The 22,210-nt window shown below is 49.3% G+C and carries 21 protein-coding genes; 16 read left to right on the top strand and 5 right to left on the bottom strand.

Going from position 1 to position 22,210, the window contains the following annotated elements:
• Positions 1 to 342: 342 nt before the first annotated feature.
• On the top strand, positions 343 to 1,905 hold the full coding sequence (locus GT1_RS11270; RefSeq protein ID WP_223226191.1) for a DASS family sodium-coupled anion symporter: 1,563 nt from the start codon (positions 343 to 345) through the stop codon (positions 1,903 to 1,905).
• 101 nt (positions 1,906 to 2,006) lie between these two features.
• A complete protein-coding gene (locus GT1_RS11265) occupies positions 2,007 to 2,204 on the top strand; it encodes a hypothetical protein (RefSeq protein ID WP_075757538.1) in 198 nt (65 codons plus the stop codon).
• An 87-nt stretch (positions 2,205 to 2,291) separates the two neighbouring features.
• Here the strand turns inward: GT1_RS11265 and GT1_RS11260 are convergent, their stop codons facing one another.
• The 3 genes from GT1_RS11260 to GT1_RS11250 all read right to left on the bottom strand — a co-directional run bounded on the left by GT1_RS11260 (position 2,292) and on the right by GT1_RS11250 (position 4,856).
• Positions 2,292 to 3,299: a methyl-accepting chemotaxis protein gene (locus GT1_RS11260; RefSeq protein ID WP_188398791.1), complete on the bottom strand. Its 1,008-nt coding sequence runs from the start codon at positions 3,297 to 3,299 to the stop codon at positions 2,292 to 2,294.
• A gap of 273 nt (positions 3,300 to 3,572) precedes the next feature.
• Positions 3,573 to 4,391, bottom strand: coding sequence for a 4-hydroxy-tetrahydrodipicolinate reductase (gene dapB, locus GT1_RS11255; RefSeq protein WP_188398790.1), 819 nt, complete (start codon positions 4,389 to 4,391; stop codon positions 3,573 to 3,575).
• 153 nt (positions 4,392 to 4,544) lie between these two features.
• The gene (locus tag GT1_RS11250) at positions 4,545 to 4,856 is read right to left on the bottom strand and encodes a zinc-ribbon domain containing protein (protein ID WP_188398789.1); all 312 of its coding nucleotides are present in this window, start codon (positions 4,854 to 4,856) and stop codon (positions 4,545 to 4,547) included.
• Positions 4,857 to 5,219: 363 nt separating this feature from the next.
• On the opposite strand from GT1_RS11250, the gene GT1_RS11245 reads away from it, so the two are divergent.
• Both GT1_RS11245 and GT1_RS11240 read left to right on the top strand, forming a co-directional pair.
• Complete coding sequence (locus GT1_RS11245) at positions 5,220 to 6,431, top strand: GDSL-type esterase/lipase family protein (RefSeq protein ID WP_223226190.1); 1,212 nt, start codon at positions 5,220 to 5,222, stop codon at positions 6,429 to 6,431.
• 182 nt (positions 6,432 to 6,613) lie between these two features.
• A complete protein-coding gene (locus GT1_RS11240) occupies positions 6,614 to 7,189 on the top strand; it encodes an N-acetylmuramoyl-L-alanine amidase (RefSeq protein ID WP_075757543.1) in 576 nt (191 codons plus the stop codon).
• A 109-nt stretch (positions 7,190 to 7,298) separates the two neighbouring features.
• Here GT1_RS11240 and fliB read toward each other — a convergent pair whose 3' ends face one another.
• Both fliB and GT1_RS11230 read right to left on the bottom strand, forming a co-directional pair.
• Positions 7,299 to 8,447, bottom strand: coding sequence for a flagellin lysine-N-methylase (fliB, locus tag GT1_RS11235; protein ID WP_075757544.1), 1,149 nt, complete (start codon positions 8,445 to 8,447; stop codon positions 7,299 to 7,301).
• Between the two features lie 142 nt (positions 8,448 to 8,589).
• Positions 8,590 to 9,009 carry a PaaI family thioesterase gene (locus GT1_RS11230; protein ID WP_188398787.1) on the bottom strand — a complete coding sequence of 140 codons (420 nt, stop codon included), beginning with the start codon at positions 9,007 to 9,009 and terminating at the stop codon, positions 8,590 to 8,592.
• Positions 9,010 to 9,143: 134 nt separating this feature from the next.
• Here GT1_RS11230 and GT1_RS11225 point away from each other — a divergent pair, with 134 nt between their 5' ends.
• From GT1_RS11225 to lipA, 12 genes are all read left to right on the top strand, one after another.
• Entirely contained in the window at positions 9,144 to 10,412 is a 1,269-nt protein-coding gene (locus GT1_RS11225; RefSeq protein ID WP_188398786.1) for an MFS transporter, read from the top strand.
• A 331-nt stretch (positions 10,413 to 10,743) separates the two neighbouring features.
• A complete protein-coding gene (locus GT1_RS11220) occupies positions 10,744 to 12,750 on the top strand; it encodes a sigma-54-dependent Fis family transcriptional regulator (protein ID WP_223226189.1) in 2,007 nt (668 codons plus the stop codon).
• Positions 12,751 to 13,123: 373 nt separating this feature from the next.
• Positions 13,124 to 14,143, top strand: a complete 1,020-nt coding sequence (locus GT1_RS11215; RefSeq protein WP_188398784.1) for a hypothetical protein — start codon at positions 13,124 to 13,126, stop codon at positions 14,141 to 14,143.
• Between the two features lie 22 nt (positions 14,144 to 14,165).
• Positions 14,166 to 15,221 carry a 2,3-butanediol dehydrogenase gene (locus GT1_RS11210; protein WP_188398783.1) on the top strand — a complete coding sequence of 352 codons (1,056 nt, stop codon included), beginning with the start codon at positions 14,166 to 14,168 and terminating at the stop codon, positions 15,219 to 15,221.
• 25 nt (positions 15,222 to 15,246) lie between these two features.
• Positions 15,247 to 16,059, top strand: coding sequence for an SDR family NAD(P)-dependent oxidoreductase (locus GT1_RS11205; protein WP_188398782.1), 813 nt, complete (start codon positions 15,247 to 15,249; stop codon positions 16,057 to 16,059).
• Between the two features lie 258 nt (positions 16,060 to 16,317).
• A complete protein-coding gene (locus GT1_RS11200) occupies positions 16,318 to 16,680 on the top strand; it encodes a Lin0512 family protein (protein WP_075757551.1) in 363 nt (120 codons plus the stop codon).
• A gap of 46 nt (positions 16,681 to 16,726) precedes the next feature.
• Positions 16,727 to 17,686 carry a thiamine pyrophosphate-dependent dehydrogenase E1 component subunit alpha gene (locus tag GT1_RS11195; RefSeq protein WP_188398781.1) on the top strand — a complete coding sequence of 320 codons (960 nt, stop codon included), beginning with the start codon at positions 16,727 to 16,729 and terminating at the stop codon, positions 17,684 to 17,686.
• A 27-nt stretch (positions 17,687 to 17,713) separates the two neighbouring features.
• Positions 17,714 to 18,682 carry an alpha-ketoacid dehydrogenase subunit beta gene (locus tag GT1_RS11190; RefSeq protein WP_188398780.1) on the top strand — a complete coding sequence of 323 codons (969 nt, stop codon included), beginning with the start codon at positions 17,714 to 17,716 and terminating at the stop codon, positions 18,680 to 18,682.
• A 34-nt stretch (positions 18,683 to 18,716) separates the two neighbouring features.
• Positions 18,717 to 19,718 (top strand): ATP-NAD kinase family protein, encoded by a 1,002-nt coding sequence (locus GT1_RS11185; protein ID WP_188398779.1) that lies wholly within the window; start codon positions 18,717 to 18,719, stop codon positions 19,716 to 19,718.
• A 27-nt stretch (positions 19,719 to 19,745) separates the two neighbouring features.
• A complete protein-coding gene (locus GT1_RS11180; RefSeq protein WP_188398778.1) occupies positions 19,746 to 20,933 on the top strand; it encodes a dihydrolipoamide acetyltransferase family protein in 1,188 nt (395 codons plus the stop codon).
• 37 nt (positions 20,934 to 20,970) lie between these two features.
• Positions 20,971 to 21,312, top strand: coding sequence for a carboxymuconolactone decarboxylase family protein (locus GT1_RS11175; RefSeq protein ID WP_075757556.1), 342 nt, complete (start codon positions 20,971 to 20,973; stop codon positions 21,310 to 21,312).
• Positions 21,305 to 22,195: a lipoyl synthase gene (gene lipA, locus GT1_RS11170; RefSeq protein WP_223226188.1), complete on the top strand. Its 891-nt coding sequence runs from the start codon at positions 21,305 to 21,307 to the stop codon at positions 22,193 to 22,195. The genes GT1_RS11175 and lipA overlap by 8 nt, the downstream gene beginning before the upstream one ends.
• Positions 22,196 to 22,210 lie beyond the last annotated feature (15 nt).

Raw genomic sequence — 22,210 nt, 5'->3', positions numbered from 1 at the left:
TGCAGTGACAGGTTAACCAAGAGCAGCCCTTAAGCGAAAATAAGCTTTTGAGGTTGCTCTTATTTATTATCCTGCTTGCTGAAAAATGATTTAAAAGAATACATGATTTTTTTTTCTGGAAACATATACAATTACAATGATGTATGGTATATTTTATTAATACTGCGAAAATTACAGTTTAAGTAATTTCGCAGTATACTTAAGTTCATAACCGGTAAACAGGAACAAAATGAAGACCGGACACAAAACAATAAAGGGGGTGAATACTGATCAAATGAAGCTGATTAGCCATCATACTTTAATGATATACAGATAGTTACAGGTTAGAAAGGGAGGAGTAAAATGGAACCGACAAAAATGGGGAAAAATAATTCCCCTCAATTGGATTTAAAACTTTCGCAAGAAGAGCAGAAGTTTGATTATTGGCGTAAAACTATTGGTATTTTTCTTGGTCCTGCACTGGCTGTCCTTGTTTATCTTATACCCATAGCCGGGCTAAAGGCGCAGGCGCACGGACTTCTGGCAGTAGTTGTTTTTGTGGCGACCTGGTGGATTACTGAACCTGTTCCCATCCCGGTTACCTCCATGCTGGGGCCTGTTCTTGCCACTTTAATGGGAGTTGTTACTCCGACCCAGGCATTTGCGCCGTTTGCCAATCCACTCATTTTTCTGTTTATGGGCAGCTTTATGCTGGCGTCTGCTATGATGAATCATGGTTTGGACAAACGGTTTGCTTATGCGATTTTGTCAATGAAATGGGTTGGGTCCAGCCCGACTAGAATTTTATTAGCCTTAGGTCTTGTAACGGCACTTTGCTCGGGTTGGGTAAGCAATACGGCGACAACAGCCATGATGTTCCCGATAGCCATGGGCTTGCTAATGGCTATTAAAGATATGCATGCTACGGCTGGCAGGGAGCTTGAGCTTAGTAAGTATACTTATGCTACCGGCATTATGTTAATGGCAGGCTATGCTTCTTCTGTAGGTGGTGTATTAACACCTGTAGGGACTCCCCCTAACCTGATTATGGTCGGTCTCTTAGAACAAATGGGTGGAGTCAGGGTTTCTTTCTTTCAATGGATGATGTGGGGTTCGGTAGCTATGGTTGGGTATTTTATAATAGTCTTTGTTGTTCTTAAAAAAATGTTCCCTGCCGATGTCGATCATATTGAGGGGGCGGAGCAGTTAATCCGTGAACGCAGGGCTAGTCTTGGGCCATGGAAGACAGGGGAAATTAATGCAGTAGTTGCCTTTACTGTGGCGGTAACCTTATGGGTTTTACCTGGTATTTTATCCATGCTTTACGGATCAGCCCATCCGATTTTGGCTACCTATAACAAATATTTTTCAGAAGCGGTTGTCGCCATGTTGGCCGGATTATTATTGTTTCTTTTGCCGACAAACTGGGCGGAAAGAAAATTTACGCTGTCCTGGGCTGAGGCGGTAAAAGGCATTGACTGGGGAACTCTGATTTTGTTCGGGGGCGGTCTGTCACTAGGTACTATGATGTACGGCACAGGCTTGTCCAAATGGCTTGGCGACGTTATTGTCTCAGCTAGCGGCGCCAACTCAGAAGTCGTTATTATTATAGTATTTTCTTTATTTTCTTTGCTCATGTCGGAGTTAACCTCCCATACTGCGGCCACTAATATGGTTGGCCCCTTAGGCATAACGGTAGCCATCTCGTCAGGCTTCAACCCGGTGCCTGTTGCCGTGGCAATTGCTCTTTCCTCTTCTCTGGGATTTATGCTCCCTGTATCTACGCCGCCTAACGCCATTGTCTATGGCAGTGGATATATTCCCATCACTAAAATGATTAAATCCGGGGCTATTATTGATATAATCGGCATTGCTTTGGTTACCATTCCACTTGTTCTGTATGTTGTCAAGTGGGCTGGTTTTTAAAGAAGGGGAGAGTAATTTGCTGAAAGAATACTCATACTAACTGCAGGAATTTTCTGATTTTTGTCGAATACTTTAAAAAATTGGTAAAGGAGATGGTTCTCGTGACGGCTATTAGCTTAGGTTCTGCTAGTTTCTGGTATAGCGAAGACATGGAAGAACAGGTTGTGGTTTTAAACGGTGAATTCCTCTTATTGAATTCCAATACCAGAAGAGTGGAAAAGCTGGGAGGAACCATGGACGAAGCCAGGGAAGCGTTAAAAACATTGGGGAAATTCGAGGAATTTCCTGCGTTTAGTTAATAAAGCAGACTAACCTTCAGGCGGGTTTTACCCATCTGAAGGTTAGTTGCTTTTTGCCGGAATTTAGTCGCCCGAACAAATTTAATTTTAAATAGATGCACTGGCTATTGCTGACCAGTTTTTTCCTTTATATGCGTTGTAACCGCGCGTATGGGCATAGCCGTAAATTTTGGTATTGCCACTGGGGTCTTTTTTGAAGCTAAAACCGTAGGTTTCACCCCGCATAGCTTGCCGGGCTGCTTCCAGGTGCTTAAGATTATCGGTTAGAATGCCTTTGCGGCTAGGGTGGGCGATAACATAACCATCCTTGTTAATTATCGCGATATCGCCGTTTTTCCCGACACGGGCGGCGTCTAATATGTCATAAATATAATTCCAGTTAAAGCGGGAGGAGAAATAACCGATAATTTCTCCCGTATCGCTGCGAACCGGACAAGAGTAGGCTACTGTATGGAGTTTTTCTACGGAAGAGAGGTATAGGTCGGTTACGGAAATGGCTTTAGCCGTTTTAACCTCTTGAAACCAGCTTTTATCAGCCATATTTTCACCAATGAGTTCACGGCGGACACCGCTGGCTACTATTGTACCTGTTGTATCAATTACATAAAGATCAAAATATACTTCATAAATTTCAACAAGTGTTTGCAGCAGACGGTTTGCCTGCTCAATCCGGTCAGGAGCCGTTGAGCAAAGCGCGTTTTTCACCTGCGAAAAACCTGCCCAGGCTTGCGCATCGCAATTACGCTCAAACAGGTTTCGGTCAATTTTATCAATGGTGTCATAGGCTAAGTCGGCGGTTCGCACAGCCATGACTTCGTTGGCTTTAGACTGAATGTTTTCGATGATTCTGGAACTTTCCTTGGTGGAGGAAAAGCTGCGGGTGGCTAATTTTTTAATTTCATCGGCCACAACCCCAAAGCCTCGTCCCGATTCACCGGCCCGGGCAGCTTCGATAGCCGAGTTTAGTGACAGGAGATTGGTTTGCTGGGCAATTTCCTGAATGGTGCGGATAACACTCCCCATATCGTTGTTAGCACTTTTTAATTCACTAAGCAGGATGGATGCGTCGATAGTATGACTATTTGTTTTTTCCATATTTTATTTTCACCTCAAAAAGCATATGAGGCCTGTCTAAACATTAGACAGGCCTCATTGCCGTAATATTTATAATTATAGTAACAAAATGTAGCTTCTGTCAATACAATGCTTATCGGGAATAAACATTACCTAGCAGCCAAACAAAATAAGACTATCTTCCGGCAGGAAGGTAGTCTTATTCTATCTGATAGAAAGCATCACTTTTATCGTGTTACTGTCAGTGATATCCATCGATTAACTAAACACCTCAGTACACTATAGTTTTGTACGTTATGCGGGATCTTCCTTTTCCAATTCAATGGTTTTGGGATGCATGACGGCATGCTGGCGTCGCTGCCGGCGCTCGGTATCAAAAATGTCGCTCATTTCATAAAATCCGGTTTTGCCTGCGATAAACTGGGCCGCTTTATAAGCGCCTTGCGCAAAAGCCACTCTGGAGAAGGATTCATGTGAAATTTCAAGTTTATCAAATTCGCCGCAGATTAAAACCTTGTGCTTGCCGACAATACCACCGGCTCTGACAACATGCTCAGGAATCTCTTTCTGCGTTGCCAGCCCGTTGCGAATTTTATTGGCAATCTTCATAGCAGTACCTGATGGCCGATCCTTTTTGTATTTGTGATGCTCTTCAAAAACATCAAAATCATAATCACCCAGTATTTCAGCAGCGATTTCTGCCATCAGCATCAGCACATTAACCCCATAAGTAATATTGGGAGCCATTACGATGCCGATATTTCCCTTATCAGCCAAGGCCTTGAATTTTTCAATTTCGGCCCGGTCATACTCGGTTACCGCTGTTACCACATTTACACCGCACTTAGCCAAGGTGTGAATGTTTTCTTTGAGAAAGTGATGACTGGAAAAGTCAATCAGTACATCAGGCTTCTTGTGAAAAAGCTTTTTTTCTAAATGAGCGGTTGTTTCGAGCATGATTCCTGTGGGTTTGATGTTTAATAACTCACCCAGATCCCTATTGGCACTTAGACTGTTTGGCTTACAAAGTACCATGGCGAGGGCATCCTGTTCCAAAAGATACTCTGCTACAATTCTTCCCGTTCTCCCCAAGCCGACAAGCGCAATTTTCATCCATCTACCCCCCAGAAATTTACTTACAATTATTTACTTACAATTATATTTTACAACAGGAGTTGTTAGTTGTCAATTGGGTCTGCCTGGCCTTTTTTAAAAAAAAAGAGAAATAAAAAAACCCTTGCCGTTAAAGCAAGGGTTTTTGAAATCTTAGTAGCGTCTGCCGCTTTGTTGGTTGAAGCAGTCTCTGCAGTATACAGGACGATCGCTGCTAGGACGGAACGGAACTTGGGTTTCAACACCACAAGCTGCACAGGTTACGTCATGCATTTCACGTTGTTGGAAGCCGGAGTTACGACCAGCGCCACCACGGTTGTTTTGTTGTTTGCGAGCTGCACGGCATTCAGGGCAGCGGCCAGGTTCGTTAGTGAAACCTTTCTCTGCGAAGAAATCCTGTTCAGATGCTGAGAATATGAACTCAGCGCCGCAGTCGCGGCAAGATAAAGTTTTGTCTTGGGCCATGTTAAATGACCTCCTCATAATAGATTACCCTACTTTAGCTAAGAAGATTTACTCATTGGGCTTCTCTAATAATGAGAAGGACTAATGGAAAAATTTCTTGGGCCGCTGGGCTAAGATAACTATACTATTGTTTTGGCAAAAAGTCAAAGCTTTTTTCCAAAAATAATGGTAGTAATAATAAAAAAAACAAAATTTTGGTTTGGCGGATTACTAAAGAAGGCAGCAGGATGGTGGGGGTATACTTTCCAGGGAGGACAGGCAGGAGTTTGCTTATGAATCAAGAATTGTAAATTGTTATCCCATTCTGGATTATGTGATATAAGCGGAGGCGAAGTTTTGAGACTGGTAAAAATAATAGCCATCATGGCAAGCATAGTTTTTTTCACTATAACAACAACCGCACAGGCAGGAAAAATTCAGTTATTATGGCCCAATGCGGTGGATGCGGTAATGTATGAACTGGAAATAGCCGGTATTGCAGTGAGGGAAGATACCCCGGCACCGCAAGAGCAGGTATTTTATACAGCCACTAACGTATATACACCGGGTGTGGAGCTGGACTTGGCTCTGTTTGAGCAACAGGATCTGGAAAAACTGTATTACCGGGTTCGCCCCCTGGATTTGGAGAAGAATCCGGTAGGGACTTTTACGCGGCCGGTGGCACTCTCGCGGGCAGAATTAAATCCGGGGAAGCCAACTGTGACTACTCTTTTTAGCGGGCATCCGGTTCAGTTATATCCGGTATATGCGTGGATTCCTGTTTTAGGGGCTGCCCGGTATGAGATTGAAGTGACAGACCGGTTGCCGGAAATGCAAAATGGTACTGAACCGTCTCGCTATCGGGTACGGTCTTATTCTATGGGGCCGGGGTTTGATTTTTATGATACAGAACCGTTTACTCAGGACGGCAGGTATTATTGGCGGGTAATAGCTTTGGATCAGGATGATCAGGCTCTGGGAACCTACTCTGAGGCTGTTCCGTTTTCAGTAGATACAGGCAGGTATCAATGGGCTATTTACGGCGACAGCATTACCCATGGCGGGGGAGCGGTATCCAACCCGCCTTCTGACGCGCGGTTTGATTATTCCTATTACTTGTCGGTTCCGGTAAAGAATCTGGGTAAAAGCGGTGATACGGCCGAGGCTCTGGTAGAACGGTTTGAAGCCGAGGTTTTGCCTTTTAAGCCGAAGTATTTGCTGATTTTGGGAGGTACAAACAGTATTAGAGGCGGGGCTACGGCAAAAGAAGTGATTGACTCGCTCACAGCTATTAAGAAAAAATGCAGGAAAAATGGCATCAAGCCCATCTTTTTGACCCTTCCCCCCTTAAACCCGGATCGCATACAACAGGTGTTTAACCAGGATACTGCCGCAAACTGGCAGCAGGAATTGGCAAAAGTCAATGCCTTTATCAAAACCCAGCCGGACTATATTGACATATACTCTGTTTTGGTGGATGAAAATGGTTTGCTGCCGGTAAAGTATGCGCAGGACGGGCTTCACCCGGATATTGCGGGCAAGCGGCTTATGGGGCATGCGGTAAATGCGTATATCAGCCATTTTGCCGGATATTAGCAGGCCTGTTTTTTAAAAATCACCTGTTTACTTTTGCTGTAGCAAAGTAAAAAAACGTTGACGTTTAACAGCAGGGGTGTAAAAGAATATAATATTACAGGTGCTGATAGAAAAATGCTATGTAAAGCTTTTCTTTATACCAGGATTGCTTGTATAGCAACACCTAAAGGAGGAGGTTTTCTGTGGCGAAGATATGTATTGATCCCGGACATGCGGGCGGGAATACCGATCCGGGTGCGGTTAACCCCATAACCGGTTTGCAGGAAGCTGACATAAATCTGGCAGTCGCTAAATTGGTGAAACATTATCTGGAGGTGGTTGGTTATCAGATTTTGTTAACAAGGACTGAGCAGGAGCAGCCTGAAACCGATAGCTTGGGTTACCGGTGCCGGCTTGCCAATGAATGGGATGCTGATTTGGTGGTTTCTATTCATTGCAATTCAGCAACCAGCGCACAAGCTAATGGTACGGAGATCTATACAACCGTGGGGCAGACGCTGAGTGACCGTCTGGCTACCTGTATTATTAATCAGGTGACGGCAACTTTTCCCGATTTGCGGCTGCGGGCCGACTGGGATGATGGCGACCCGGACAAGGAACAGAACTTTTTTATATTAAGATATACAGACGCTCCGGCAGTGCTTTTGGAAATGGCGTTTATTTCAAACCCGAAGGAAGCGGCAAACCTGGCAGATCCGGCTTGGCAAAATGAAATGGCGCGCGCTGTGGCAAGGGGAGTAACTGATTATTATCTATAAGTATTGCGGGAAAGAGCCATTGCGGTAAAACTTGTAAGGGCTGTGTGAAAACTTATCTCTAGGTTTTCACACAGCCCTTATTATGCAATATTTTAATAGAATGTGCCTGTTACAAAAAAGATTGCTCTGGCGGCTGCGCGTAAAACCAATTTTCGTAGAAAATGTTTTCCACATCATAGATTGCCTGGAGCAGAAGTGGTTTATTGACAACCTGGCGGGTGATAATGGCGTAGGCTACGGCAAAGAAGATTACCGCATCATGGAGGAAGGTCATTCTTAAATACGCCGTTTCAAATGTTTGAAAAAAGAAATGCTTGCTGAGTACAAAATTTACCAGATAGTTTTCCAGGAGTGGGCTAACATCCTTTTGGGCCGGGAAATAGTATTTTTCCAGCGTCTGCAAATATTGAGCAGGATTTAGCGGCGGTACTGTCAGCCGTATGGAAAAGGTGGCTTCCTCCAAAGACAAAATGGTATCCAAAGCGACCACCAACAGCAGGCTTCGCAATAACTGGGAGGAGCGCCCCGAACCATGCTCAGACAAATATTTTTGGCAAAATAAGCGAAAGCTGCCAAGCTGCTTATCGGGCGGCAAAGCTTGCGGGCATGAGGAGCAGCCGGCGGCTGCAACCATTATCAGCCGTTCGCCGACGGAGTATTCCGTACGCTGTAATATTTGCACCAGAGAGTTTTCGAGGCGGTAGTAATGGTGACGAATGTCATCCGGGGACTGATTTTCCGGAAAATACCACTTGAAGGTGTTGGGCCGGGCAAAATAAAAGGGCGGCTCAGGCTGCTCAGCAGCGTAGGGTAATTCGGTTATGGTGATGGGATGATGGAGCAGGGTGTCGACTGCCGTCCGGCAGGATAGTGACAAGGCAAACTCCCAGCCGCGTTTTGAGGCAAATACCCGCCGGGGATATAGCTTGCATACATCTGGCAGGAATTCTTGTCCAAGCTGTACCTGAATGCTGCAAAGATTATTATCGTCCAGAAAGACGCAGTTGCCGTTGCTGGCAAACCGGACGAACTGGCCGTTGGTTTCAACGCTAATGTTTTTATATAGTTTCTGCTGGCGGCCCAGCAGGCTGTACTGGTCATATAACTTTTCACAGGATGTATCGTCTATTTCTATCCGCCATTTATTGGTGCAGCAACGGGTGCACCGGCTGCAGGAAAAGCCCATGACATGGCTGGGAACCCGTTGGGTCTGGGGATATTGTAACCGGGTCAGAGTAATCGCCCCCTTCAGCAACACTGTAACATTATTATTACTATTCCTCAAGTGCGGCCGGGATACCGCATTTCCGAATTAACGATATAATAGGAAAACCTGCACTTCAGAATGAAGTGCAGGTTTTTTTATTGCGGCTGTTTGCTCTATTGCCCGGGAGGGGCATCTACAGAAAGGTTCCTGTTACAAAGAAGGTGGCTCTGGCTTTAACGAGCAAATTGCAGCTGCTGTTAACAATCTCAGCTTCGGCAACCATCGTTGACCTGCCGTTGTGAATTAATGTGCCGGTGGCAATGATGGCTTCCTGGCATTCGACGCCCCGGATATAGTTTAAATTCATATCCAGGGTCACAACTTTTTTGCCGGTAGTGGCGCAGGCCATTCCCATAGCGGTATCGGCCAGGGAAGCCAATGCTCCGCCATGGGCCATATTGTACAGATTGGTATGCTTGTCTGCCAGCACGGGCATCGACAGCTTTACTGTGCCTTCGCCTAATTCTTCAATCTTCATCTGCAGCAGGTTTACAAAAGGATTGTGAGCGTAAAGTTCATATAAATGCGTTTTAAGCTGCTCTTGCTTGGTCATATTCTGCCTCCAGGAAAGTGATGGTTATTATTGTAACATAGTTTTGGCTGCAGTGCATTAAAGAATAAGCGGCCTCTTGGCGTAGGTAGGATAATTTATTTTGGCAGCGAATAAGTTGTTCAGGGGGGATACCTATGTCAAGCCAAATTATCAAGGCTCTTTACAACCAGAATTACCGGATTTTTTTTGCCGGTCAGGGACTGTCAATTATTGGCACCTGGATGCAAAATATTGCCTTAAGCTGGCTGATTTATCGCCTGACCGATTCGGCGTTTATGCTGGGGCTGGTGGCTTTTATCGGGCAAATTCCCAACTTTGCCTTAGCTCCTTTTGCCGGTGTATGGATCGACCGGCTGGGGAAACGCGGCGTCCTTATCGGCACTCAGGCGTTCAGCCTGCTGCAGGCTTCTCTGCTGACCTGGCTAACCTTAACCAACCGGATTGAAATAGATCATATTTTAGCTTTGAGTCTGCTGCTTGGCTGTATCAATGCCGTTGACGTACCGGCGCGCAACGCCATTTCGGTAGAGATGATGGACAATCAGGAGGAACGGCAAAATGCCATTGCGTTAAATTCAGTTACTTATAATCTGGCACGCCTGGTCGGCCCGGCGATGGGCGGGATTCTTATTCCCCTTGTCGGCGAGGGGTACTGTTTCCTGCTGAATGCTGCCAGTTATTTTGTTTCCATTTTATCGCTTATCGCGCTGCGGCTCAAAGCAAATACGGTCGTACAGCAGCATAATGATATGTTGCTGCAGTTTAAGGAGGGCTATGCATATACCTTTAAACAACTGCCTTTGCGCAATATTCTGCTGCTGCTCGGTATCATCAGTGTGACGGCCATGCCGTACACGGTGCTGCTGCCGGTTTTTGTGACGCAAAACCTGGGTGGCAATGCGGGAACTCTGGGGTTTTTGCTGGCTGTTGCCGGCTGTGGGTCATTCTTGGCTGCCCTGTTTATTGCTTCCCGCTCGGAGTTTCAGGGCCTGGAAAAGCTGTTGGTTGCAGCCGCAGTTACTATTGGCATTAGTCTTATTAGTTTTATGCTGCCGGGCAACTTCTGGTTGTCTGCAATACTGATGTTTTTGCTGGGTATCGGTTTTTTAATCCAGGTGGTTGGCAGCAATACACTGCTGCAGTGTATGGTGGATGATTCCATGCGCGGCAGGGTTATGAGCTTTTACACCATGATTGTGATGGGAGTGGGGCCTATTGGCAGCCTGCTTGCCGGCTCGCTGGCCAGCCAGATTGGCGTAGTTTATACCCTGGTGCTGGGAGGTGTGTGTTCACTGGCCGGGGCATGGTATTTTGCCAGACATCTGTCAGTATTCCGCATTCAGGCCTGTCCCATTTACGTGCAGTCAGGCAGTCTGGCCTCGCGGGAGGAATGCCGGTTTTAATAGGGAAAAAAGTAGTGCAGACTGCGATAGTGCCTCTGGCCGGTGCCGGAGGTGCTTTTATTCGTGCGTATGGATGCAAAATGCGTTAGGCTTGGCTTAAAACTTGCATAAGTTATGATAGTAATGCTCAGACCGGCCTGGTAAAGTCTGAAATTTTCTGTAAATATATTACAACTAGTGGTGAGTATGCTAAAATGTTAAGTAGGACTACACGGCTATTTACATTCAAATGAATTGTGAAGATGATTTTTCTCTGGTAAAAAATAACAGGGGTAATATCAGACCTGTCTGGGAGTCAGCGGGGTTCATATGGGAAAGGAGAGGAGTAGCTGTGGAAAAAACTGAAATTACCAGTAGAGAACTGATTTGGGAAAAGTTTGTTACCTGTGGTGAAATAGGAAACCATATTATCTTACCCCCAATTGCTGACTCTTGGCTCCGTTGTTCGAAGCAGGGAGTTAATCCTGACGGCGGCAAAAGTGAAAATATCTTAGAATACCGGGATATTGCCGACCTGCTTGAAAGAAAGCGGGAAATTATCAGTATTGCCAAACCCTTTACCCTTAATTTGTACCGGCTTTTTAAAAACTCAGGCTTTATCCTGGTTTTAACCGATGAACACGGCTATGTAATGGATAGCTTCGGTGACAGCGATTCTATGGAAAATGCCCGGAATATTTTACGGTTTATTCAGGGGGCCAGCTGGCGGGAGATGGATGTGGGGACCAATGCCATTTCGGTTGCTTTGTCAACCGGCAAGCCGGTTCAGGTATCGGGAGCCGAGCATTATTGCAAGAAACATCATCAATGGACTTGTTCGGCAGCCCCTATTTACGGCTATAGCGGCGAGATTGTCGCCGTTCTGGATTTATCCGGGCCGGCCCAGGCCGCCTATTCCCATACGCTGGGCATGGTAGCGGCGGCAGCCAACGCCATTACCATGCAATTTAATGTTCAGCAAAAGAATTATGAACTGGCATTAATGAATAAACGTCTGACAAGCATATTTAATACTATGTCAGATGGCGTGATTCTGTTTGACCGTTCAGGCATAGTGCGTGAGTCCAATCCCATAGCCGCCCAGCTTCTGGGAAAAAAGGGCAAGAGCACCAATGGAATTCCTGTGGATGCTGCCTTGGGCGGCAATAATGAAATAATCAGCAAGCTGCTGCACAATAAAGAAATATATGCCGACCTGGAATTGCCGATTGATACCGAACGGGGCGTAAGCCGGTGTGTGTTGTCCGGTGAGACTATTGTTGACGGCAACGGGGTCATTAGCGGTGGTGTTATCATTTTGCGGCCGGTAGACAAGGTGCATCGCCTGATCAATAAATTCAGCGGCCATTATACCACATTTAAATTTAGTGACATTATTGGCCAGGACCCGAAATTAGCAGAAGCAATCAGGCAGGCCACGATGGCTGCCAATACCTTGTCCAATGTGGTGCTGCTGGGCGAAAGCGGCACCGGCAAGGAAATGTTTGCCCAGGCTATCCATAATCAAAGCTCGCGGCGGAACGGGCCGTTTATTGCCTTGAATTGCGGGGCTATCCCCCGTGAACTGGTAGGCAGCGAGCTGTTTGGTTACGAAGAAGGCGCGTTTACCGGCGCCAGGCGGGGCGGCAGACCGGGTAACTTTGAACTGGCTTCAGGCGGCACCCTGTTTCTGGATGAAATCGGCGACATGCCGTTAGAACAGCAGGTAGCCATGCTGCGAGTGCTGCAGGACCGGAAGGTTGCGCGTATTGGCGGCAATAAGGTTATTCCTGTGGATGTGCGGATTATTTGTGCCACCAATAAGGATTTGTGCAAGCTGGTCCGGCAGGGAACTTTCCGGCAGGATTTGTATTACCGCTTACAAGTATTTACCATTAACATTCCGCCGCTCAGAGAGCGGCGGGAGGATATTGAACTGCTGTTTCGCAGTTTTGTTGAGCAACTTGGCCAGGAACAGGGAACAAGCTTTAGGGTGGCCGCTGCAGTTTGGGACCTTATTATCCGGTATGACTGGCCGGGCAATGTGCGTGAGCTGCGTAATGTTGTGGAAAGAGCCTGCAATATGGCGGAAAATGGTGTAATTACCCTGAGCTGCCTGCCGCCGGAGCTGCTCCCCGGTATGGCTGCGGACGTTTCGCCGTCGGTAGAGCAGGCGCCAGAGCAAGAGCAGGCAATCAACCGTAATACGCGTAAATTGCTTATGGCGGAAAAAGAACGGCAGGAGATCGTATTATTACTGATGCAGGAAGGCGGTAATATAAGCCGGGTGGCCAGCCTGCTGGGAATAGCGCGCAGCACTCTTTACCGGAAAATGCGGCAGTATTCCATCGCTAATTGAATGAAGCAATATTGTACGAGCGTGTAGCGTTCTACTACAGTGTTTCGCTACACCTTCAAACAGTGGTGCTACACTGTAAATAACAGATTATTAATAAAATTAAAACAATTTACTGAATTCAGAATGGACTTGTCTTTGACCAAAAGATAAGTCCATTTTTTCTTTTGTCTAAAGCCGCAGGATTACAGGCCTGAATGGGGCAACTGGCTGTGGACTGAAATTTGATTGGATAATTCTGGCACAGGAATTGCAAATAAGGGATTTGACAGCGCTATCAGGCGTGTACAAATGTACAAGGGAGGAGTGCTTATGGGCGGGTAGGGTGACAATGGCGGGATGATCCTGAAAACTGGATGACAGAAAGGAGGAAGCAATGGAAACCTGGAGTTTTGACACCTTGCTGCTGGTCTTTGGCGGAGGTATTGTCGGGGCGGCTTTTGGCGGGTTATGGTCTGTTATTATGTGTGCCGGTTTGGTCGTTTTAGGCAGTGCTATCGTCTTTGCGGGCGGCCCTGATTATTTACTGATGCAAGTCGCGCTTGGCCCGGTATTTGGCCCACATGTGGGCGGTTTTGCCGCAGGACTGGCTGCCGCTGCCTATGCGGCCGGCGTAAGGAACAACCACCCTGGCGGCAGTGCCAAAGATATTTTATCGCCCCTTATCGGAACCTCCTGGGATGTAATGGCGATGGGCGGGATTTTTTCCCTTGCCGGTCACGCCTTGCTGCAACTGGTGGTTTTAATACCGATACTAAATAAGGCTGATGGTGTCGCGGTGGCAGTTATTGTCAGCAGTATGGTCAGCAGGCTGCTTTTTTTCCGGGAAGCTCCCTGGGGCAGCAGGGAATCCATTAAGAAAATCGGCTACTTTAATACCGACAATTATGCAATTTCCTGGGCTCCATGGCAGGCGGCGCCTTCGCGTCACACTGTAGTAGGTCTGGGAATGGGACTAATAGCCGGCGCTTTGGCTCTTGGCCTTAAGGCTGCCCTGGCTCCTTTGGCGGCTACCGGCGCGGTTTCACCTGCAGCCGCTTTTGTCATTCCCTACATTATGGGCTGGGTACTGGCCATTTTAAGCTTAATACCGCTGAATCTCGCCACCGGCACGGTACAACAGGTTCCTGTCGCCCATGCAATGGCGATTTTCGGGTCATTGACGGCTTTGCACACCGGCAGTATCGTCCTGGCGGGCATCGCCGGCATACTTGGCGCCTTGATTCAGGAGTTGCTGGCGAGAATGTTCTACAACCATGGCAGCACCCATATTGATCCACCGGCCTTTGCCATTTTGGTTGGTACGATGGTTTTGAATCTATCTTCTGACATCATTGGTGTTTTAGGATTACCGGTACCAGACTGTTCGGGATTTCATTACTACAAAATTAACTAAATATAAGGGAGGCGTATTTTAAATGAAAGCAGCCGTATGGTATGGCAAAAAGGATATTCGGGTTATGGATGTTCCTGAACCGCCGGCCCCGCCGGCCGGTTGGGTAAAAGTCAAGGTACATTGGTGCGGTATTTGTGGCTCTGACCTGCATGAATATATTGCCGGCCCGATTTTTATTCCGGTCGAGACACCGCATGCGCTTACCGGCGATACAGCCCCTCTCATTTTAGGTCATGAATTTTCCGGCGAAGTCGTGGAAGTCGGCGCCGGTGTTGCCAATGTCAAAGCCGGCGACCGGGTTGCGCCCGATGCCTGCCAGGTATGCTGGGAATGCGCCCGCTGCAAGGAGCATCGTTACAGCCTGTGCGAAAAGCTGGCTTTTACCGGCTTAATGACCGATGGCGCCTTTGCCGAATACGTAAACGTACCTGCCTACACCATTTACAAAATTCCTGATCACCTGCCTTACGATACGGCAGCTCTGGTTGAGCCGCTGGCCGTTGGTTTTCATGCCGTACGGCAAAGCAAGCTGCAGCTGGGAGATACGGCAGTAGTAGTCGGGGCAGGCACCATTGGGCTGGGCACGGTTATGGCCGCCAAGGCTGCCGGTGCCAGCAGAGTTTACTGCGTGGAGGTAGCCAAAGCCCGCAAGGAACTGGCGCTGCAGGTGGGGGCTGACGCTGTCTTTGACCCGAATGAGCTGGATGTTGTCGCCAAAATTAAGGAGCTGACCAATGGTGGCGCCGATGTAGTCATTGAGTGTGTCGGCAGTGACAAGAGCACACCGGTGGCTGTAGAGCTTGCCCGTTCGGCCGGCCGGGTAGTTATTGCCGGTATCTACGAAAAAGCCACCAGCCTGAACTTTAACGCGCTGTCATTTACCGAAAGAGAAATTGTCGGTTGCCTGGCCTATTACGGTGAGTTTGCCGCTTGTATCGACCTTATTTCTGACGGCAGAATTGACGTCAAGCCGATGATTACCGGCAGGATAAGCATTGACGACATTGTGGAAAAAGGCTTTGAAGAACTGGTGAACAGGAAAGAGCAAAACATCAAAATACTGGTAAAACCCTTTTAAATTAATTTTATAAGGAGTGGTATCAATGTTGCTGAAAGGGAAAGTTGCTTTGGTTACCGGAGGCGGCACCGGCATTGGTAAAGGTGTTGTCGAGGCTCTTGCCCGCGAAGGGGCGTGCATAGTGATAGCGGCGGCTGATTTTGTTGAGTCGGCAGCCAATCAATATGGCAGTAAAAATATTGGCGGGTATACGGCGGCCAAAAAACTGGCTGCCGAATTACAGGCCAACGGCACTGAGGCCATTGCCGTTGAAGCCAATATTACCAAGGTTGCTGATGCCGGACAAATGGTTAAAGCTACGGTGGAACGCTTTGGGCGACTGGATATTCTGGTTAATGCCGCCGGTCTGATAACCTGCAAGCAGGTGGCAGACCTGACCGAGGCCGACTGGGATGCTGTTGTTGACACCAATGCCAAAGGCACCTTCATCACTAACCAGGCAGTCATTGCCCAGATGAAGCAGCAGGGCGGCGGGCGAATCATTAATTTTTCCTCAATAGCAGGTAAGACCGGCTATCCCGGCCTGGCTCACTATTGTGCGTCCAAATTTGCCGTAATCGGCTTCACCAATGCCCTGGCCAAAGAACTGGTAAGAGATAATATCACGGTTAATGCCATTGCTCCCGGTATTGTCGCCACTGAAATGTGGGTAAACCTCCGCAAGGCCTGGGCCAACCCCGGGGAAAGCGAGGAGGAAAGCTACCAGCGCAATGTTCAGGCCATGATTCCCCAGGGCGTGGATCAGACGCCGGAGGATATGGCCAAGGCGGTGTTATTCTTTATTGACAGTCCGCATGTTACCGGACAAACGTTAAATGTTGACGGCGGCTGCTCATAATCCTGCCTGCCGGTTATGACCTGTACCTTTTTCTCAAAAGTGTAGCGAAATAAAACAGTGCTGCTACCCACGCTACACTCGGACACCGTGATCACTACAACATACAAGCTCATTACCGCTCTGGGCAAGGTGAAAAACCGGGAGCAGCCTGGCTATTTGACAAAATCAGGCTGCCTTCCGTTTTTTTGGCATACTGCTTGCAATAGTACAAGGCGAACAGGAACAGTGAGAGGCAGAGCGGTGAAGGGAGGTGACGAAATGGCGTATAAGCGTTATATTGTTGAGCTGGGATTTGGCGCCGACCTGCATGGCGGCAATGTGACCAAAGCGGCGCAGCGCGCAGTAAAAGATGCGATATCCCGCTGCTGCTTATGCGGTTTGTTTGATATCCTGGGCATTCGTGATCCCAACCAGATGCAGGTGCAAATCCGGCTGGGCTCACCGTATCCGGAGCAATTGAATTTGGCTGAAGTTGAGAGTGTGGTCCCGTTTGGTTCAGTTACGGTGGAAGCGGTGGCAGGAGGGCTGGACGTGCAGGGGCTGCATCTGGCGGCCTTGGGGGAAGGCGACACCATTGTTGCCGTGGCCGCGGCAGTCACTGTCTATGTTAATGTGCCCTAACCGTCAAACAGGCAAGTACAGGCTAGAAGAAAATGGGGGGAGAATTATGGAATTTTCAAAAGAGAAGCTAATCGGAATGTATGAGACGATGCTGACCATCAGAGCTTTCGAAAGCAAAGCCGTGGATTTGTTTGCCGATAACAAACTGCCGGGCTTTGTGCACCTGTATCTGGGTGAGGAAGCGGTGGCTACCGGTGTATGCGCTAATTTGGCAGATAAGGATTTCATCACCAGCACGCACCGGGGACATGGACATTTGCTTGCCAAAGGCGGCAAGGTCGATTTGATGATGGCCGAGTTGTTTGGTAAAGCAACCGGTTATTGCAAGGGCAAAGGCGGCTCCATGCACATTGCCGATGTTGATTTAGGCATTTTGGGCGCTAACGGCATTGTTGGCGCCGGCCAGCCGATTGCCGCCGGTGCGGCTTTTGCCTGCAAATATAAGAAAAGTGATGCGGTGGTAGTATGCTTCTTCGGCGACGGCGCTTCCAACCGCGGCACTCTGCATGAATCCATCAACATGGCTTCCATCTGGCAACTGCCGGTAGTGTATGTATGCGAAAATAATCTATACGGCATTTCCAACTGCCAGCGTAATCACATGGTGGTTAATGATGTTGCCGACCGGGCCGGCGCCTATGGTATTCCCGGTGTCGTAGTGGACGGTAATGATGTTATGGCTGTTACCGAGGCGGCCGCCGAGGCTATTGCCCGGGCAAGAAGGGGCGAGGGGCCCAGCCTGATTGAATGCAAAACCTGGCGGTGGCGCGGCCATTTCGAAGGCGACCCTGGCACATATAAAGATTCGGCCGAACAAGCGGAATGGCTGCAAAAAGATCCGATTCCCCGCTTTGCCCGGAAACTGACAGAGCTCAAATATGCTACGCAAGAGGAACTGGAGCAAATCAAAGCTAAAGTGGATAAGCAAATTGAGGCTGCCGTGGAATTTGCCAATACCAGTCCGGACCCCAGTCCGGAAGATGCTTTAACAGACGTCTACGCATAAAAAGTAAACAATGAAAGGGTGAAGAAAATGAAAGAAATGACATATGCTGAGGCCATCCGGGACGGAATGCGGGTGGAAATGCAACGTGATCCCAATGTGTTTTTATGGGGCGAGGATGTCGGTTGTTTTGGCGGCTGCTTCGGTGTTACCGGCAAGCTGTTTGAAGAATTCCCCGGCCGGGTCATAGACACTCCCATTAGTGAGACCGCCATTGTCGGTGCTGCTGTTGGCGCTGCCGCCGCCGGGTTAAGACCTATAGCGGAAATTATGTTTATTGATTTCATGGGCGTCTGCATGGATGAATTATTCAATCAGGCCGCCAAAATGCGCTATATGTTCGGCGGCAAAGCCAAAATTCCTATGGTACTGCGTACCCCCTGCGGGGCGGGCATGTCTGCCGCCGCCCAGCATTCCCAGAGCATGGAAGCCTGGTTTACCCATATTCCCGGTATTAAAACGGTAATGCCCTCCACCCCGGCAGACGCCAAGGGGTTGCTGACGGCAGCCATCCGTGACGACAATCCGGTGGTATATATTGAGCATAAGCAATTGATGGGCGTCCGCGGCGAGGTGCCGGCAGGCGAATATGTTATTCCGCTGGGCAAAGCCGACATCAAGCGGGAAGGCTCGGATGTGACCATAGTTGCCTGGTCCTGGATGGTGCACAAGGCGCTGGCGGCTGCCGAAGCGCTGGCAGCAGAAGGCATTCAGGCCGAGGTGCTTGATCCGCGTACGCTGGTGCCGCTGGATAAAGCGGCTATCCTGCAGTCTGTCGGCAAAACCAACAAACTGGTCATTGTCCACGAAGCCGTGAGAACCGGCGGTTTTGGCGGGGAAATCGCCGCCATTGTGGCCGAAGAAGGTATGGACTATCTGGATGCTCCCATTAAGCGGGTGACTATGCCGGATGTTTGCATTCCCTTCAGCCCGGTACTGGAACAGGCTGTTATACCCAGTGAAGAAAAAATTATTCAGGCAGTTAAAAGCCTGTTTTAATTCCGATTAATTCTCTGAGGCGGTGGATGGAAGTATGGAACAGGTAGGGATTATTGCCAATCCGGCATCAGGCAAGGATATCAGGCGGCTGGTAGCCTACGGCACAGTATTCGACAACCAGGAAAAGGTAAATATTGTGCGCCGGCTGATTTTAAGCCTGGCGGCTGCCGGTATTGACAGGATTGTGTATATGCCGGAATACCATGGCATCGTTACGCGGGCCGTCAATAGCATCGGCCTGCGGCATCGGCCGCAGCTGGAGATTGTCCCGGCCAATATTTGCCTTACAGGCACACAGACCGACAGCCTGCAGGCAGCGGCCGCCATGGCGGCCGACGGCGTCAACGCCATTATCACCATGGGCGGCGACGGCACCAACCGGCTGGTGGCGCAGGGCTGCCGGGATGTACCCATACTTCCCATTTCCACCGGCACCAATAATGTGTTTCCGACCATGGTCGAGGGTACGATTGCCGGTCTGGCTGCCGGGGCTGTCGCCAAAGGACTGGTAAGCGGCCCCCCGGCCATTAATCCCAGCAAACAGATCCTTGTTTATAAGAATGGCCGGATGGTGGACAGCGCGCTGATTGATGCCGTAGTGCTGACAGATACGTTTATTGGGTCCCGGGCGGTATGGGATGTGGCCCGAATCAGGCAAATCGTGGTTACCCGGGGCCAGGCGCATAACATCGGCATCTCAGCCATTGCTGGCCACCTGGCGCCGGTAACGGCGGAGGAAGAACGGGGTGTTGCCATTACGCCGGGCGGCGGCAAGACTCACGTACTGGCGCCGATTGCCCCCGGCCTGCTTGAAACGGTGTCCGTGCAAAGCTATGAGTATATTGCTATCGGCCAGAGGATAGCTGTGGCAACAACGCCCTGCGTAATTGCGCTGGACGGGGAACGGGAAGTCGAGGTCGGAGCAGGCGAAACGGCAGAGCTGCAGCTGACTTTTGACGGTCCCAAAGTCATTCAGGTGGCAGAAACCTTGTACCAGGCGGTGGCCCAAGGCTTTAGCCGGAGAATTTGTGACTAGTGGTTTTACACCAAAGGAGGAAGGTAAATGGCAACTCAGGTTAACATGCCCAAGCTGGGCTTATCCATGAAAGAAGGCATTGTCGGCAAATGGTTTAAAAAAGAGGGAGAGACCGTTAAGCAAGGCGAAGCCCTGCTGGAAATTATGACAGATAAGATTACCAACAAAGTGGACGCGCCGGCGGACGGGATACTGCTAAAAATTGCCGCCGATAAAAAAGCCAAGCTGCCAGTCGGCGGACTGCTCGGGGTCATCGGCCAGGCCGGCGAGGATATCGGTGCCCTGCTCAAAGCAGCCGTGGCCAGCGGCGCCAAAACTGCCGCCCCGGTGGCAGCAGCGGCTATACAGCCGGCGGCTGTTAAAGTTGCGGCAGGCGGGCGGGTCAAAATTTCCCCCATAGCCCGTAAGCTGGCCGAAGAGAACGGCATAGATTATAGCCTTATTGCCGGAACCGGGCCGGAAGGACGGATCACCAGGGAAGATGTTGAACAGTTTATGAGTCAGCCATCGGCAGATGAGCGGCCTGCCCTGGAAATCATTGCCTACGAGGGCATGCGGCGGGCCATTGGCGATAATATGGCCAATAGCTGGGCCGTAGCTCCCAAGGTTACCCAGCATGTGAGTGTCGATCTGTCGGCCTTGCAGTCTTTGCGGGCCACAATCAACAGCGATGTCAAAGATACGGAAAAAATCTCGGTAACCGACATTTTGGTCAAGGCCGTGGCCAGAGCTCTGGAACGCCATCCACGGATTAACACCACTTTGTGTGGTGATGAAGAGATAAAGGTGCTGTCCGAGATCAACATCGGTGTGGCTATTGCCTTGCCGGAGGGGCTGGTGGTCCCGGTTGTCAAACAGGCCAATCAGAAAGCGCTGGCTGAAGTAAGTAAGGAAGTTAAAGATTTTGCCAAACGGGCTAAGAAAAATAAACTGGAGCCTGACGAAATGAACGGTGGCACCTTTACGGTCACCAATCTGGGCGGTTACGGCTCGGTGGATTATTTTACCCCGATTATCAACCAGCCGGAGTCGGCCATTCTGGGGGTTGGCCGGACAGTGGAAAAACCGGTTGTCATCGGCGGCCAAATCGTTATCCGGCCCATGCTGGCCCTGTCGCTGGCCTTCGACCACCGGGTAATTGACGGCGCGCCGGCCGCAGCATTCCTCAGCACCTTGCTCAAGCTGATTGAACAGCCGCATAAGATTTTTATCTGAGAATTTATCATTTAAAAAAGGAAAGAGGGAATGGATTATGGCAAACGATCCTATGGAATTAGTCAGTGAGTTACAGACTGGAATCGGCGCTTTGCAAAGCGAAAGCCCGGAGTTGACCGCCGCGTTTATACAGATGGACCAGGCGGCCTATGTGGAAGGCGAACTGGAGCGCAAGCACAAAGAACTTATCGGTATCGGCATTGCGGTGGCCGTACGGTGCGAATATTGCATTAATCTTCATATCAAACAGGCGCTGGCAGAGGGCGCAACCCGGGAAGAAATTCTGGAAGCAGCCGCTGTCGCGGTAGCTTTCGGCGGGTCGCCGGCTATGGCGTATGTAGCTACCAGCGTGCTGAAGGCGCTGGATGCTTTTGAATAACAAAGAGAGCTTTGCTGTCATGGTTCCAGACAGACCGGAATGGTTAACAGTTCCTGCCCCTGACGAACAGGCGCTCGCCGGTATGCAACAGCTGCTCAGCCAGGGGCGGCTGCATACCGTATGTGAGAGCGCCGATTGTCCCAATATTGGCGAGTGTTTTGGCAATAAAACGTGCACCTTTATGATTTTGGGGAAAAACTGCACCCGCAATTGCCGCTTCTGTGCGGTAACCCATGATGTTCCCGAGCAGGTTGACGCCGATGAGCCGTATATGGTGGCAGCAACAGCCAGGCAGCTGGGTTTGGAGCATGTTGTGGTTACCTCGGTTACCAGAGATGATTTGCCTGATGGCGGCGCCGGACATTTTGCCGCCACCATCCGCGCCGTCAGAGAAGAATTGCCGGAGGCCACTATTGAGGTGCTGATTCCCGATTTTAAAGGCAATAAGAAGGCTGTCAACAAAGTATTGGCGGCTCAGCCTGATATAGTAAATCATAATACCGAAACAGTACCCAGACTGTATCCTGCTGTCAGGCCGCAGGCTGTCTATGCCAGGTCCCTGAAGCTTATCAGCCGGGTGCGTGAGTCTGGTGTGAAAACAATCGCTAAATCGGGTTTGATGCTGGGGTTGGGGGAAACAGTGGATGAAGTCATTGGCGTCATGAAAGACCTGCACCGCGCCGGTTGTCAAATGCTGACCCTTGGGCAATACCTCAGTCCGTCGCCGGCCCATCTGCCGATTGTCGAGTATGTGCATCCCCAGGTTTTCGAGTGGCTTAAAGAAGAGGCGTTTGCGATCGGGTTCTTTCATGTTAATGCCGGACCCATGGTCCGCAGTTCCTATCATGCAGGGGTTACCTTTGCCCAATTGGCTCACAGGTAACCGGCAAAACTATAC

Origin of the sequence: Sporomusa sp. GT1, assembly GCF_014634905.1 — a bacterium.
Lineage (GTDB): Bacteria > Bacillota > Negativicutes > Sporomusales > Sporomusaceae > Sporomusa > Sporomusa sphaeroides.
This window is presented reverse-complemented; position numbering and strand designations above follow the sequence as displayed.

Bases quoted from the DNA above. Each gene is read 5' to 3' on its own strand.
- GT1_RS11210 (WP_188398783.1), top strand. From the start codon at position 14,166: ATGAAAGCAGCCGTATGGTATGGCAAAAAGGATATTCGGGTTATGGAT.
- GT1_RS11245 (WP_223226190.1), top strand. From the start codon at position 5,220: ATGGCAAGCATAGTTTTTTTCACTATAACAACAACCGCACAGGCAGGA.
- GT1_RS11205 (WP_188398782.1), top strand. From the start codon at position 15,247: ATGTTGCTGAAAGGGAAAGTTGCTTTGGTTACCGGAGGCGGCACCGGC.
- GT1_RS11180 (WP_188398778.1), top strand. From the start codon at position 19,746: ATGGCAACTCAGGTTAACATGCCCAAGCTGGGCTTATCCATGAAAGAA.
- GT1_RS11200 (WP_075757551.1), top strand. From the start codon at position 16,318: ATGGCGTATAAGCGTTATATTGTTGAGCTGGGATTTGGCGCCGACCTG.
- GT1_RS11215 (WP_188398784.1), top strand. From the start codon at position 13,124: ATGGAAACCTGGAGTTTTGACACCTTGCTGCTGGTCTTTGGCGGAGGT.
- GT1_RS11175 (WP_075757556.1), top strand. From the start codon at position 20,971: ATGGCAAACGATCCTATGGAATTAGTCAGTGAGTTACAGACTGGAATC.
- GT1_RS11270 (WP_223226191.1), top strand. From the start codon at position 343: ATGGAACCGACAAAAATGGGGAAAAATAATTCCCCTCAATTGGATTTA.
- GT1_RS11230 (WP_188398787.1), bottom strand. From the start codon at position 9,009: ATGACCAAGCAAGAGCAGCTTAAAACGCATTTATATGAACTTTACGCT.
- GT1_RS11185 (WP_188398779.1), top strand. From the start codon at position 18,717: ATGGAACAGGTAGGGATTATTGCCAATCCGGCATCAGGCAAGGATATC.
- GT1_RS11250 (WP_188398789.1), bottom strand. From the start codon at position 4,856: ATGGCCCAAGACAAAACTTTATCTTGCCGCGACTGCGGCGCTGAGTTC.
- GT1_RS11225 (WP_188398786.1), top strand. From the start codon at position 9,144: ATGTCAAGCCAAATTATCAAGGCTCTTTACAACCAGAATTACCGGATT.
- GT1_RS11260 (WP_188398791.1), bottom strand. From the start codon at position 3,299: ATGGAAAAAACAAATAGTCATACTATCGACGCATCCATCCTGCTTAGT.
- GT1_RS11195 (WP_188398781.1), top strand. From the start codon at position 16,727: ATGGAATTTTCAAAAGAGAAGCTAATCGGAATGTATGAGACGATGCTG.
- GT1_RS11190 (WP_188398780.1), top strand. From the start codon at position 17,714: ATGAAAGAAATGACATATGCTGAGGCCATCCGGGACGGAATGCGGGTG.
- dapB (WP_188398790.1), bottom strand. From the start codon at position 4,391: ATGAAAATTGCGCTTGTCGGCTTGGGGAGAACGGGAAGAATTGTAGCA.